The following is a 13,366-nucleotide window of genomic DNA, read 5'->3' as shown; positions in this document are numbered from 1 at the left end:
GACTCATGCAGATTATTTGTAAAGGATGCGCAAACATGTAATCATTAATTCATACCAATTCAATCGGAAAAGGAGATGGAAATATGAAAGTAGCAGTAGTAGGCGCTAATGGTCGGATAGGCAGACATCTGATTAAATTGCTGGATGACAGTGAGCAATTTAATCCAAACGCCATTGTCAGAAAAGAAGATCAGGCTCGATCTTTTAAAGAAGAAGGCATAGCGGCATCTCTCGTGGATTTAGAAGCAAGCGTTGAGCAAATCTCCGAAGGACTGAGGGGCGCGGATGCGGTAGTGTTCACAGCAGGTTCAGGAGGGGCAACAGATTCAGATAAGACACTGCTTGTCGATTTGGATGGCGCTGTAAAGACGATGGAAGCTGCAAAGCAGGTTGACATTAAACGTTTTATCATCGTAAGTGCACTTCAGGCACATCACCGTGAAAATTGGAATGAATCTTTACTGCCTTATTATGCAGCAAAACATTATGCCGATAAAGAACTGGAAAGAAGTGGACTGACTTACACCATTATTCGTCCGGGAGGGTTATTGAATGAAAACGGGACTGGTAAAGTATCGGCAGCCGAAAATTTATCAAGAGGATCCATCCCGCGGGAGGATGTAGCAAAAGCCATCTATGCTTCTCTTACCGAAGAACATACTTATAATCGAGGGTTCGACCTTATTTCCGGAACCAAACCAATCGAAGAGGCTATAAAAGAAATTTAGTATACAGGCGTGATGATTGAATCATCACGCCTTATTAATTTTAGTTCTCCATCATGAATGACCTTTATTTTCAAATTATATAGGGATTTTTTTGTGAAATAGTTGTATTTAGCAATTTTTATAATTAATCTATGCTAAAATTAAATATAAGAGATGAATGATTTTGAAATACAGGCATTACGCTGGATCATACATACTAGTTATTCACTAATACAATGAGATACATTTTACAGAGTTATTTATTATTTAGGAGGGGCTGTCGTGCAAACTCAGACCAATATGAATGTAGAAGGAATCAGTTTCGATTGGAATATGGACACGGGGCAATTTTCGTACGAAGGGCAGGATGCAGTACTATTCTGGATTTCCAGTGCAATGAAAATGTTTTTTGATACGATAGAAGAAGTCTCAGGGGTAGAGGCCGCTAACCTGGTGCTTGAGACGACAGGCTACCGCCAGGGTCTTGTAGTTGGAGAATATTTCGAGAACCTGAAGCATGTCGGACCGGAAGAAGCATCAGAATTGATCGGGCATACATATGCTTCAGCCGGCTGGGGACGAATATCCACTGAAAAGCTTGATATTAAGGAAAAGACAGCAACAATCTATTTGAAAGACAGCTGGGAGCATAAAATCAATGTCGCCCAGGAAAAAAATGAGGGAGGTAAATTTCTGCCTGCCCATTTTGCAGGTATTTTTACCGGTTTGTTTAAAACGAATATCTGGTACAATGTCATCCAATACCAGCTTAATGGATATGATTGCTCGAAGGTTGAATATTATCCATCTGACATTACAATAAACAATAACATCCATGAACTCGCACGGAAAAAAGAGACAGAACATATCAGACAATTAGAAGCCGTGGTGGAAGATAAAACAAGAGACCTGAAGGAGCTTGTAAAGGCCCTTTCCTCACCAATCATTCCCGTTCTAGAAGGGGTGGTCGTAGTGCCGCTTCTTGGAAAATATGATGGCGAACGTGCGGAAGAACTGGTTTCCAAGACCTTACATAATCTTCCATCGTACAAAGCAAATTATTTAATCCTTGACCTCACGGCACTGGACGAAGACATTGATGACCTTTCAGCCAGCTTGATTGAAAAAATCGGTGCCGCTGCATCATTAATTGGAACAAATACAATACTGGTAGGTATTTCCGCTAAACTTGGTGCTCATATTGCACATACAGGGGTAGATTTTTCAAGATTCGAGTGTTTCAAAACACTGCAGCATGGGATACATTTTGCCTTGGCACAGGCAGGCAGGAAAATCGTATAGACTTCCCACTGTCACTGATAGTAAAAAGGGACAAATCACATATTCTGTGATTTGTCCCTTTTTGATTAACCTCCTGAATTTTATTTTGGTTTTACTTTTTGATGAACATTTGGGTCCAGTAATGCCCGTAAGAACCGCCTTTTACATATCCTACACCTATTTCGGTATAAGACGGAGAAAGAATGTTTTTTCTGTGACCTTCGCTGTTCATCCATGCTTGTACTACTTCAGACGGCGTTCTTTGACCTGCTGCAATGTTTTCACCTGCAGCTTGGTAAGAGATACCGAAGTCCTTCATCATTTGGAAAGGAGAGCCGTAAGTCGGGGAGGTATGACTGAAGTAATTCTTGTCAATCATATCCTGGGACTTGTAACGAGCGACTCTTGATAGTTCCCAATTCTCTTTAAGTGGCTGCAGTCCTGCTTTTGCCCGTTCTGCATTCACTAATTTAACCACTTCGTATGTATAACTTTGGGCTGTTTGATCTTCGCCCGGTATAGAGATACTTTGCCCGGGATAAATGACATCCGGGTTTTTTAATTGGGGGTTGGCTTCAATCAGTTCGGATATGCCTACCTGATTTTTCACTGCTATCTTCCACATTGTATCTCCATATTTCACAGTGTATGTACCTGCAGCAGATACTTCAGAATCTTTCCCAAATCCAGCGACCAGAGTGACGGACAACATAAGAATAAAGAATAGTTTAATTGTTTTCATAGTTCTATTGAAGTATAATTCTGCAAACGTTTAAACAGGTAGTTGTTACCATGACCTGAGAACTGCTTATTTATCAGCATATAGTAAAATTTACTAGAATTTCATCAATTAAATTAAAGGAATATACATCCAATATCTGGCTGTTATTGGTATAATAATATTATAGAAGAAATTGGGAGGTTTTCCGGTATGAATGAATTATTTGAACATCATCTACACGATATAGAAGAACATTTCTCAGGTTGGGATTTTTCATATATTACGGAATCAGGAAGGATGGATAACGGGATGCTGAGCTGGTCTTATGGGAGCATCGTCATTCCATACATACGTAAGGTTACATCTATGTTGGATATGGGAACAGGGGGAGGGGAATTGCTCACAAAATTTCAGCCGCTGCCTTCTGTAACTTATGCAACTGAAGGGTATGCTCCGAATTTACCTATAGCGAAACAGCGTCTTCAACCATTAGGGGTCGCAGTAAAAGAGGTTAAAGAAGATAATTTGCTTCCATTTGGAGATGGTGCATTTGACCTTATCATTAATAAACATGAAGAATATTCACCAGCTGAAGTAAGACGGGTACTTACTTCTGACGGGATTTTCGTCACTCAGCAGGTGGGAGGGAACGACTGCGCTCGAATCAATCAAGCACTGGGTGCCCCGGTAAATAAGGAGTACCTTCATTGGAATCTTCAAAATGCAAGTGAGGAATTGAGACGGGAAGGGTTCGATGTATTTGAATGTAAGGAAGAAGAACCATATCAGCGATTTTATGATATCGGTGCGCTCGTTTACTACTTAAAAGCAATTCCTTGGCAAGTCCCGGATTTTTCAATTGAACGTTATAAGGATGCACTTTATTCTATACATGAAACGATTCAGTCAGTTGGCTTTTTCGAAGTGAAAACCCACAGGTTCGTGATGAAGGCGAAATTACAGAAGGATTGTTAATAAATATAAAATCTTCAAGGAGTTCGTTCATTTGCTGAAAGAAAAATACGATGCCTTGTTATTTGATCTTGATGATACATTATTTAATCACTCATACTGTTACAAGCAAGCCATCAGAGATATTGTGAAATGTCATAACGGTCTGGGACATGTTGATGAAGAATCATTTATAAGTACTTTCTTGAAAATTAATCAGGAGCTTTGGAAAGACTTCCAGTCTAACAAAATAAGTTTTAGAGAATTAAGTTTAAAAAGATTAAGAATGACTTTCAATCAATTTTCTGTTAATGCCGGAAAGGAAGAAATTGAAACCATCAATGAAATCTATCATGGGAATTATCTTAAGAATATTGTTCCCGATCTTCAGATTAAGCAGCTTATAGAACAGATTAAAGGTTCATTCAAAGTAGGAATTGTGACGAATGGTACAAGCTATAATGCTTATAAAAAAGTACAACGGCTTGAATTAAATAACATTTTTAATGACGAGCAAATCATTGTATCTGAAGAAATAGGATACAGCAAACCACAGCCTCAAATATTCCGCCATGCTCTTGAACGGTTCAGGATTTCGCCTGAGAGAACTCTTTTTATAGGTGATAATTATTATACTGATATGTGCGGGGCTAATCGTGCAGGCATGGATACGTTATGGATAAACCCTGATGAATTGAATCCTCCTTTGGATTTTAATCCTGCTTACATAGTGAAAAGTGTTCTTGATATTGAGCGTTTAAAATAAAAAAACGCAGCAAGATTATCTTATTCCTTGCTGCGGCCTGATTAATTATTGATTTTTAACTTTTTCCAGAAACTCATTCATTTTATTCATTGTATCTTCTGTCAAGTTCTTTAGATTTTCGGCATCAGGTGTATCTTTTTTTGCTTCTTCAATTAAAGGGTATAGGCTTTTCTCAATGTTCTCATAATCGTCAGGATAGTTATCTTCTACCTGTTTTTCAATTTGGTCCCACTTTTCTTCTACTTTAGAACCTTGTTCATTTAATTTCTTTGCCTCTTCAGGAGTATTCGTCAGTGTCATCGATAATTCTTCCAGGGAGCCCTTGGTATCCTCCACACTTGCAGTCAGGTTTTTAGTATTGTCATCATTCGTTTTTTCATCACCGGTACCAGGGGTGGCTTCTTCTTTGTCAGGGGCAATCTCTTTCACTTCTTCAGCATTATCGTTTCCGCCGCATCCTCCAAGTAACAGACCAACAATTAACAGACTGCTGAACAGCTTAATGATTTTCATCGCGGGACCTCCTTTGTTGTTTACATCCATATTTCCCATTAAAAGAAAAAACAAACGAGGGAGTTAGGCTCAATATTGAGAGTGAGAGAAAATGACTATTTGTTAACTCGAATAAACCGAGAGGGGATGTTTAAATGAATAAAAATCGAATGGATCCGTGTAAAGCTGCAAAATTGTTCTGTGATGAAAACTTTTTTACTAGTGAAATCGTCTTATTAGGAGGAAGCGTCATCAGAGGGGAAGCGACAGACACTTCAGATCTGGATATTGTAATCATTGATGAAAGTATACATTCTGCTTATCGTGAGTCACTTTTTGCATACGACTGGCCGATAGAAGTTTTCGTCCATAATAAGAAAACGCTGATTGATTTTTTCAAGAGCGATTGCGAAAGGGCTAGGCCATCCCTGCCCAGAATGGTTGTTGAAGCAGTTGTCATAAAAGATAATGGTTACAGCAGCCGTCTGAAAGAACAAGCTGAGGGATTGTTAAATGAGCGGCCCCCTGAATGGGATTCATCTATGATAAGAATGAAAAGATATTTCCTTACCGATCTGCTTGATGACTTTATAGGCAGCACCAATCATGGTGAAACAATTTTCATTGCCGGAACGCTGGCTGAATCCCTGCACGAGTTTGTGTTAAGAACGAACAGGCATTGGATCGGTTCCTCAAAATGGATTATACGGGCATTGAATGCTTATAATCCTGTATTCGCAGAAAAATTCATAGAGAGCTTCTCCGCATTTTATCAAACAGGGGAAAAGGGACAGGTGATATCGCTGGTAGATTCAGTATTGAAGCCATATGGAGGCAGATTGTTCGAAGGATTTTCATTAGGTAAGCATTCCGTAGAAGTTGAATGTGGCGAGAATGAGAGGTGAATACTGTGACCACACTATTAGTTCTTATAGGCTGTATTTTCAGTGTGCTTGCTGTCAGTTTATTTGAGTAGTGACCTTTGTGATGTTAATGAAATATTTGTAATATTTGAGGTGTTTTGCTTCCAAAATGATGACTTTAAAAGTCTCTGAAAAGGCGTTGAAGAAGTTTGACGGTAATGACGGGGCTTACTATTCATTTATCCTTTGCCCCTGCCCCAGCCTATGAGAAAGCCCTTCTAACTATCGATTTTATTAAGAATGATCGAAACAATCATGTTTCTAATTAATCCAAATGTAAAGTCGCGGTAACCATAATATGTAACAATAGAGATAAAATGGGATTATACCAGTGAGGGGAGTGTCATGATGGAAGAAACGGTTTATAATCAAGAGGATTTATTTGAAATGCTTGATTCATTATTAAGAGAACCTGAAGGTTTTTGGACTGATTTTTACAAGGACAGGGATAGAGATATCCCATTTTTCAAGAATGTTCCGGATGAGAATCTAGTGTCTTATCACATTAATGGAATTCTTAAACCAGGTAAAGCCCTTGAATTAGGATGCGGTCCGGGAAGAAATGCTCTTTACCTTGCAAAGAATGGGTGGGAAGTGGATGCGGTCGATCTCTCAACCACATCGCTGCAGTGGGCAGAGGAACGTGCAGTTGAAAACGGTTTACACATTAACTTTATACATAACAATATCTTTAACCTGGAGATTGCAGAAGGAGCCTATGACTTTGTTTATGATTCAGGGTGTTTTCATCATATTGCACCCCATAGAAGATTGAGCTATACCAATGTAATCAACAAGGCATTGAAGACGGGCGGATACTTTGGACTTACCACTTTTTGCCCCGGCGGCAAATTTGGAGGGGCTGTCATTTCCGATTGGGAGGTTTACAGATTGGGATCCCTCCAAGGAGGGCTTGGGTATGACAAGGCTAGATTAGAACGTATATTTTCATGTTATGAACCTGTGGAAATAAGGAATATGATCGATCAGGATAACACTTCGGAAGTGTTTGGATTATCAGATTTAATGGCAGCTTTATTCAAGAAACTGTAAACAAAAAACCGTTCAGCATGCTGAACGGTTTTTCTGCAGGATTTAAACTGCTAAGCTATTATTCTGAAATCATCGTGGTCTACTTTATTTATGCCATCATCAAAAACGAAGCGGGTGACCAGCTTGTAAGAGATTGCTTCGCTGCTGGGCGGGTATGAATCCGCTAATCTGCATGAAAAACTGATTCTTTTTAGTTCGTTCGCTTTCATGGTGGAAGAACTTAAAATGGTGTTGTAGTGAAGGACTGATGAGCTTTCACTGTTGTGGTCAAACTGCAATAGCTCAGTTTCGATACGCTTCAGCTTCTGTTGGATCCTGCCCCCGATAATTTCATATTCTCCTTGGATCACTTCACCGGGGCGGTAATCTCTTTTAGTCAAAACCAAATCAAATTTTGTTGATCCGATACCGAATCTGCACATCAGTTTATTAAACATCGTTGCAATTCAACCTCTCAATCATCTAGTTACCAAGTCTGCTTGGAGAGTTTTGGCCCATTATTCTCTGTATCAATTCAAATTCAAATCCTATTGTAAGAGAAAGAAAACGCGCTGTCTACACCCCTTTGTCGACAAATTTTGCGGACAATCAAAATATAATTTTTATGAAAGTTTTTTATAATCACAATAATGAATAATGTACTTACTTATACTTACAGATATCCACTATTTCAACCATTAATGGAAAAACAAGGTAGATAATAAGCCGGTTTTTCGGTACAATGAAGGCAGGGATTTATAGATTACATACACAGAGGAGTTTGCATATTGAAGGGGAAAAAACAAAAAGATAAAAAAAGAAATCCACTGCCATTCAGAATGAACATTTTGTTCTTTGCTGTGTTTGTGTTATTTACATTATTGATCTTAAGGCTTGGAATCGTCCAGATTGTAAACGGCAATGACTATCTGAAAGAAGTTGAGCGCACTGAAAATGTAAAAGCGAATAACGGCAGTCCGCCCCGGGGGAAAATATATGACCGCTATAGGAATGTCATTGTCGACAATATCCCTATGAATGCGATCACCTATACACGGACTCAGTCGACGAAACCGGATGAAATGCTGAAAGTTGCAAGGAAGCTGGCACAGCTGATAAAGATGAATACAGAAAAAATCACCGATCGTGACAGACAGGATTACTGGCTTCTTACCCACCCTGAAGAAGCTGAAAAACTGGTATCAAAAGAAGAAATTAAGAGATTGGAAGATAACAAAGATTTAACCAAGGATGAAGTGTATAAAAATATCTATCAAATGCAGCTGGATCGAATCACCGAGGAAAATATCCAATCGTTTAACAAAGCCGAACTTGAAGTTCTGGCGATTTTCAGGGAGTTCAACACGGGCTATGCCCTTTCCCCTCAAATAATAAAAAATGAAGGGGTTACCACCGAGGAAATGGCAAGGGTAAGTGAGAATCTCGCTAAAATGCCGGGTGTCAATGTCACAACTGACTGGAAACGCACCTATGCAGTTGGAGATACCCTCCGGTCGATTCTTGGAAAAGTATCTTCTTCCAAAGAAGGCCTTCCAAGCGAATTAGTAAACTCCTACACTGCAAAAGGGTACGCACTGAATGACCGGGTGGGCACAAGCTATGTTGAGTCACAGTATGAAGATGTCTTAAAAGGACAAAAAGAAGAAATTGAATACATCACGAAAAAGGGAAGCGTCCTCGAAGAACAGCTTGTCAAAGAAGGCCACAGCGGCAAAGATGTCGTCCTGACGATCGATATGAAGCTGCAGAAGGAAGTTGAGAAGATCGTTGAGGAGGAGTTGGGGAAGCAGGTAGCTAAATATTGGGAATCCCCTTTTCTGGATCGGGCATTTGTCGTGATGATGGATCCTCATACGGGTGAAATCATGTCAATGGTAGGGAAGAGATATACTGAGAATACAGATGGTCAAAAGGAGATGCAGGATTACGCTCTCGGCACCTTCACTTCAGCGTATGAAGCTGGATCTGCAGTTAAAGGAGCAACGGTTTTGACCGGTTATATGACCGGGAAATTGAGTATCGGGGAAACTCAGTTTGATGCTCCCATGAACATCGGCGGTGAGAAGAAAAGTTCATGGTTTAATGCTTCACAAGGAAGTAAATATTTAAATGACATTCAAGCTTTGGAGATATCATCAAATGTTTACATGTTTAAAACCGCATTAAAAATAGCAAATGCATCTACATCTCATAACCAACCAACTGTAAGATATGATGAGAAAGCTTTTGACATTATGCGAAACCATTACAGCCAATTTGGGCTAGGTGTCAACACCGGGATTGACTTGCCTGGTGAAACCTATGGTCTCAAGGGACCGGAAAGAAAACCTGGTTTACTTCTGGATTTAGCAATCGGCCAATATGATTTATATACTCCTATGCAGCTGGCACAATATGTTTCTGCTATTGCAAATGGGGGATATCGAATAGAACCACATATCATGAAAGAAATACGCGACCCCAATCGTTCCGAAAACAGAATTGGACCAATCGTTTATGAGAACAAACCAAAGGTCTTAAACAGAATAAACGTTTCTCAAAGGGAGCTTCAACAGGTTCAAAATGGTTTCTACCAAGTTGCTCATGGATCTAGGGGAACTGCAAGAGATCAATTTAGGAATGCTTCATACAATGCGGCAGCCAAATCAGGAACTGCAGAAAAATATATTGGTGAAGTACTGACATATAACACTACACTAATTGGATATGCACCATTTGATAATCCGGAAATAGCCTACTCGGTAGTGGTGCCATGGTCCCATTTGAACAAAGATCCCATTGTCAATAAAACGATAGCAAAACGAATTATGGACAAATACTTTGAACTAAAAAAAGAAGCCGAAGAAAAGGGCCTGCTGGATACATCCATAGAAGGAGAAGTCCGTACAATGGATAATGAGGATGTAGAAACTAATGAAGCAACAGAGTAACATAAGAACCGAGACACAAGTTGTTAGTCTAATTAAAGAGGCTGGAATGAAAATTTTTTAGAATAAATAAGACTTGAACTAATTTGCTTTCTAAGTTAGTTCAGGTTTTTTTATTTATTATGATTGGCTATATCCAGCGATTAAATGGAGTGCAAAAAGAAGACTTCTGCGGGAGAAGCGTGTTAGGTGAGATGTGTCCAGCTCCAGGGCTTAGAGGTACATGTCATAACCGCCAGCGGAAAGCGACGTTTAGCACGGAAATCATTAACCTTTGCACCTTTAGGAGGGTGTCATTGTTTAATCCGAAGTTGTGTTTGAGGAAGCGTATATAATCTGAAATCTCGAAGTTCAAATCATCTTAATTGAAACTTTTCCACCCTCCATTCGTATATAAATAATAAGAAAGCTAAAAATGTACCAAGGGAGGTATTCACATGCTTTGGTTCATCATCGGAATCGCCATATTGTTTGGCGTCTTAAGCTCATTAATAAAACGCAGGACCTCAACCTTCCAAGACGATCCAACTGTCAATGAGCGGCAGATTCAAGAAGAGGAGCGAATAAAGGCAAGCAGCTGGTTCGGGGGCGGCCTATAAGGATAGGGAAGATGCATGTTCTTACTGACATGTATCTTTTTTTAAACTTAAATACATACATAAGAAATCACCTGCAGAAATGAGATACAATTACAAGATTACATAAGACTTAAGGAGACCACAAATGATCCAATATGAAACGAAGGAATATCTACTACAAGAACTTGAAACAGTGGCTAAATGGGAGAAAGACCAGAAAGGACTATGGTTCTGGGAAAAGATCGGAAGGGTGCCTTTCATGATTCTGGACCGGATAACGCCGAAGATGGTGCATAAAAAACTGGGACAGGCCCTGGATGAAATCGGGAGTTACATTCAAAAAGGAGGAAGTTATCTTACAAGTGAAAAAGAAGTGTTGAATAGAATAAAGAAACAAACCGGAAATGAAGAAATGGGAATTCATGCGGTGAAAGAGATGCCGCTCCAGGTGATGGATGATGTCAGTCAAGCGATTGTCGAAACCCGCAAGAAAGTTGCCATGACGCAAGGCGCTACTACAGGAATCGGAGGGTTTCTTACATTAAGCATTGATATCCCATTTATTTTGGGAATCTCGTTGAAAACGCTGCAGGAAATCGCTCTCAGTTATGGATACGATCCAAATGAGCCGAGTGAAAGGGTATTTATCATTAAATGCCTTCAATTCGTGTCATCCGACGTCGTTGGTAAACAGGCCATTCTACAGGAGCTGTCGGAATTCAACCAGGCTTCACCAAATAAGAGAGACCAGGCCATTTCTCAGCTGCAGGGCTGGAGGGAGGTAATGGTCAGCTTCAGAGATAATTTTGGATGGAAAAAGCTCTTTCAAATGATTCCGATAGCAGGAATCCTATTTGGATCTTTTATTAATAAATCGATGATGCATGATATAGGGGAAGCCGGGCGGATGCTCTATAGAAAACGGCGTATTCTCGAAAAACTTGAAATACAAGTATAACTCAAAGAGGGGGAAGGGCTTTTCAAAGCCCTTCCCCCTTAAAAGGAATCAATCTTCAGACTGATCCTCTTTATCAAACCAAAGCGGAGTATCATTTTCAACTTCCCCGTTATAATTGATAAGAAGTTCTTCACCTGCTTTGATGTCTTTATATGCGTAAAAATCAAATGTATGCTGATCAAAATTTATTTCATAGATTGTGTTTGGTGTGTACGAATGGTTAAACAGCATACCGTAGCCCAGCAAGAGAGCCGTATGATTAATGCCATATTCAAAAACATAATCTGCCAAGAACGTTTTTTCAATATGTTCATGTTCTTCGTTTGGGTACGGGAGCACAGGAGCCTCATGTACGAGCTCACCTTTTGATATATCCCTCTTGGCGAAAACCCCTCTATTCAAGTCCCCGTCACTAATCGAGGATAATTTAACTTCAATCATTATTTCACCTTCTTTATAGAATACTGACCTAGTAAGCTTGTCATGATTCACAGGAGAAAGCAACTGTTTTCTCTTAGACGCTTGATAGATTCAGCTTATTAGAATATATCTTTGAGAAATTCGCCAATATTTCTGGCACTTCTTACAAACCAATTTGCTTTTTCAACAGCGGAAGAAGCGTACACATTCACTTTCTGATCTTGTTGGAGCCCATCTAAAATATATTCAGCCTTTTTATCGTTCTTTAGCACCAGCTCTCCAATTTTTTCTCCTTTTTTAACAGGCGCCAGGAGTTTGCCATCTTCACCCATTTTGTCCTCATCCAATTTCAACTCAACGTCTGCCTGCTCAATTTCTTTTTTCGTCATGCGGACCTTTATTGGCTTGTCCACACTGATCTTAACCTCAGCATCTTTACCATCTTGAACGGGAAGTGCATCCTTGGTTTCTGTATCCTCAAGGGTGAATTGGGCTGTTTCATATTGAGTGAAACCGTAATCGAGCATCTTTGAAGCTTGTATGAATCGTTCAGCGCTGCTAGGCTGACCATATTGATCCTTGGCATCGAGAATGACGGTGATGTATCTCACTCCATCCCGTTCGGCGGTACCGGTAAATGTCGATCCCGCAAAAGGTGTCGTTCCAGTCTTAAGGCCATCTGCCCCTTTAAAAGAATACGCACGGTCTTTCAGAAGTGCATTTGTATTCTTCATCAAGTACTCTTCATCCGTTCCTTTCCTGAAGTACTTATAATTCGTACCCGATGTTTTCAAAACTTCAGGATAGTCTTTGATCAAACGATACGCAAGTGTCGCCATATCTTCTGCAGATACCATATTTTCATCATCTACATCTGTCCCTTCAGGGTGCATGCCGAGCATGTCATAATTGCTCAATCCACTTGAATTGACAAATTTATAATGCTCCATTCCAAGCTGAGCCGCTTTGGCATTCATCCTTTTGACAAATTCTCCTTCGCTGCCGGCAACCGCTTCTGACAGTGCAATGGCCGCACCATTTCCGGATTTGATGACCATCGCTTCATATAGTTCTTTTATTGTATAAGCTTCTCCTGCACGTAAAGGCACATTGCTCAAGCCGGGAGCATTGGCAAGCTGATATACTTTATCACTTATCTTATACGTATCCGTCCACTCTATCTTTCCCTTATCGATTGCTTCAAGGACAAGATACTCTGTCATCATCTTTGTCATCGAGGCAATTCCGAGCGGCTGATCTTCATTATATTTATCAACGATTTTTCCGGTTTCTGCATTTACTAAGATTGCCGCATCTGCATTGATCCCTGTTTTGGACTCCCCATGAACGGTTCCCCCAAAAGAGGACAACGCCAAGAGTGAGATCATTGCTGCAGATAAATTCTTTTTCAATGTGACTTTTTTCAAACCAGTACCTCCAAGTGAATTTTTCACAACTAAATTAGTTTACCATAGAATCATGAAATTTAGATGAGATTCAAGAAGTCACAAAATTGTAAAAAAGTATTGCTATATAAAAGTAAAATGTTACCATTATTTAGTGTGGGTAAAAGTCAGAAAGGGGGAGAA

The 13,366-nt window shown here is 39.8% G+C and carries 14 protein-coding genes; 9 read left to right on the top strand and 5 right to left on the bottom strand.

Translation table 11 applies throughout. The features are described from left to right. Positions 1-83: 83 nt before the first annotated feature. Positions 84-728: an SDR family oxidoreductase gene (locus ACKA06_RS08125; RefSeq protein WP_411159409.1), complete on the top strand. Its 645-nt coding sequence runs from the start codon at positions 84-86 to the stop codon at positions 726-728. Between the two features lie 261 nt (positions 729-989). Continuing rightward, the gene (locus ACKA06_RS08120; protein ID WP_141687707.1) at positions 990-2,009 is read left to right on the top strand and encodes an STAS domain-containing protein; all 1,020 of its coding nucleotides are present in this window, start codon (positions 990-992) and stop codon (positions 2,007-2,009) included. Between the two features lie 91 nt (positions 2,010-2,100). On the opposite strand, the gene safA is transcribed toward ACKA06_RS08120, so the two are convergent. Continuing rightward, positions 2,101-2,730, bottom strand: a complete 630-nt coding sequence (gene safA, locus ACKA06_RS08115; protein WP_081941160.1) for a SafA/ExsA family spore coat assembly protein — start codon at positions 2,728-2,730, stop codon at positions 2,101-2,103. A gap of 189 nt (positions 2,731-2,919) precedes the next feature. Here safA and ACKA06_RS08110 point away from each other — a divergent pair, with 189 nt between their 5' ends. Both ACKA06_RS08110 and ACKA06_RS08105 read left to right on the top strand, forming a co-directional pair. After that, positions 2,920-3,684 carry a class I SAM-dependent methyltransferase gene (locus tag ACKA06_RS08110; RefSeq protein ID WP_411159408.1) on the top strand — a complete coding sequence of 255 codons (765 nt, stop codon included), beginning with the start codon at positions 2,920-2,922 and terminating at the stop codon, positions 3,682-3,684. Between the two features lie 31 nt (positions 3,685-3,715). Further along, a complete protein-coding gene (locus ACKA06_RS08105) occupies positions 3,716-4,426 on the top strand; it encodes an HAD family hydrolase (protein ID WP_032088555.1) in 711 nt (236 codons plus the stop codon). A 45-nt stretch (positions 4,427-4,471) separates the two neighbouring features. On the opposite strand, the gene ACKA06_RS08100 is transcribed toward ACKA06_RS08105, so the two are convergent. Then, positions 4,472-4,939, bottom strand: coding sequence for a hypothetical protein (locus ACKA06_RS08100; protein ID WP_411159407.1), 468 nt, complete (start codon positions 4,937-4,939; stop codon positions 4,472-4,474). A 134-nt stretch (positions 4,940-5,073) separates the two neighbouring features. On the opposite strand from ACKA06_RS08100, the gene ACKA06_RS08095 reads away from it, so the two are divergent. Together ACKA06_RS08095 and ACKA06_RS08090 are read left to right on the top strand one after the other, a co-directional pair. Then, positions 5,074-5,823: a nucleotidyltransferase domain-containing protein gene (locus ACKA06_RS08095; protein WP_411159406.1), complete on the top strand. Its 750-nt coding sequence runs from the start codon at positions 5,074-5,076 to the stop codon at positions 5,821-5,823. A gap of 366 nt (positions 5,824-6,189) precedes the next feature. Further along, positions 6,190-6,894 (top strand): class I SAM-dependent methyltransferase, encoded by a 705-nt coding sequence (locus ACKA06_RS08090; RefSeq protein WP_411159448.1) that lies wholly within the window; start codon positions 6,190-6,192, stop codon positions 6,892-6,894. Between the two features lie 50 nt (positions 6,895-6,944). On the opposite strand, the gene ACKA06_RS08085 is transcribed toward ACKA06_RS08090, so the two are convergent. Beyond that, positions 6,945-7,331, bottom strand: coding sequence for a sporulation protein (locus ACKA06_RS08085; RefSeq protein ID WP_032088552.1), 387 nt, complete (start codon positions 7,329-7,331; stop codon positions 6,945-6,947). Positions 7,332-7,712: 381 nt separating this feature from the next. Here ACKA06_RS08085 and ACKA06_RS08080 point away from each other — a divergent pair, with 381 nt between their 5' ends. The 3 genes from ACKA06_RS08080 to ACKA06_RS08070 all read left to right on the top strand — a co-directional run bounded on the left by ACKA06_RS08080 (position 7,713) and on the right by ACKA06_RS08070 (position 11,357). Next, entirely contained in the window at positions 7,713-9,824 is a 2,112-nt protein-coding gene (locus tag ACKA06_RS08080; protein WP_081941162.1) for a peptidoglycan D,D-transpeptidase FtsI family protein, read from the top strand. Positions 9,825-10,258: 434 nt separating this feature from the next. After that, positions 10,259-10,420 carry a hypothetical protein gene (locus ACKA06_RS08075; RefSeq protein WP_214874119.1) on the top strand — a complete coding sequence of 54 codons (162 nt, stop codon included), beginning with the start codon at positions 10,259-10,261 and terminating at the stop codon, positions 10,418-10,420. A 124-nt stretch (positions 10,421-10,544) separates the two neighbouring features. After that, positions 10,545-11,357, top strand: a complete 813-nt coding sequence (locus tag ACKA06_RS08070; protein ID WP_058298577.1) for an EcsC family protein — start codon at positions 10,545-10,547, stop codon at positions 11,355-11,357. 48 nt (positions 11,358-11,405) lie between these two features. Here ACKA06_RS08070 and ACKA06_RS08065 read toward each other — a convergent pair whose 3' ends face one another. Then, positions 11,406-11,798, bottom strand: coding sequence for an SET domain-containing protein (locus tag ACKA06_RS08065; protein WP_032088549.1), 393 nt, complete (start codon positions 11,796-11,798; stop codon positions 11,406-11,408). A 98-nt stretch (positions 11,799-11,896) separates the two neighbouring features. Further along, positions 11,897-13,204, bottom strand: a complete 1,308-nt coding sequence (locus ACKA06_RS08060; protein ID WP_411159404.1) for a D-alanyl-D-alanine carboxypeptidase family protein — start codon at positions 13,202-13,204, stop codon at positions 11,897-11,899. Positions 13,205-13,366: the final 162 nt, after the last annotated feature.

It is taken from the genome of Rossellomorea oryzaecorticis, assembly GCF_045897515.1.
In the GTDB taxonomy this organism is placed as follows: domain Bacteria; phylum Bacillota; class Bacilli; order Bacillales; family Bacillaceae_B; genus Rossellomorea; species Rossellomorea enclensis.
The sequence above is the reverse complement of the archived record's forward strand: the minus strand, read 5'-3'. Positions and strand labels throughout refer to the sequence as shown.

Bases quoted from the DNA above. Each gene is read 5' to 3' on its own strand.
- ACKA06_RS08075 (WP_214874119.1), top strand. From the start codon at position 10,259: ATGCTTTGGTTCATCATCGGAATCGCCATATTGTTTGGCGTCTTAAGC.
- ACKA06_RS08085 (WP_032088552.1), bottom strand. From the start codon at position 7,331: ATGTTTAATAAACTGATGTGCAGATTCGGTATCGGATCAACAAAATTT.
- ACKA06_RS08070 (WP_058298577.1), top strand. From the start codon at position 10,545: ATGATCCAATATGAAACGAAGGAATATCTACTACAAGAACTTGAAACA.
- safA (WP_081941160.1), bottom strand. From the start codon at position 2,730: ATGAAAACAATTAAACTATTCTTTATTCTTATGTTGTCCGTCACTCTG.
- ACKA06_RS08080 (WP_081941162.1), top strand. From the start codon at position 7,713: ATGAACATTTTGTTCTTTGCTGTGTTTGTGTTATTTACATTATTGATC.
- ACKA06_RS08065 (WP_032088549.1), bottom strand. From the start codon at position 11,798: ATGATTGAAGTTAAATTATCCTCGATTAGTGACGGGGACTTGAATAGA.
- ACKA06_RS08090 (WP_411159448.1), top strand. From the start codon at position 6,190: ATGGAAGAAACGGTTTATAATCAAGAGGATTTATTTGAAATGCTTGAT.
- ACKA06_RS08110 (WP_411159408.1), top strand. From the start codon at position 2,920: ATGAATGAATTATTTGAACATCATCTACACGATATAGAAGAACATTTC.
- ACKA06_RS08095 (WP_411159406.1), top strand. From the start codon at position 5,074: ATGAATAAAAATCGAATGGATCCGTGTAAAGCTGCAAAATTGTTCTGT.
- ACKA06_RS08100 (WP_411159407.1), bottom strand. From the start codon at position 4,939: ATGAAAATCATTAAGCTGTTCAGCAGTCTGTTAATTGTTGGTCTGTTA.
- ACKA06_RS08125 (WP_411159409.1), top strand. From the start codon at position 84: ATGAAAGTAGCAGTAGTAGGCGCTAATGGTCGGATAGGCAGACATCTG.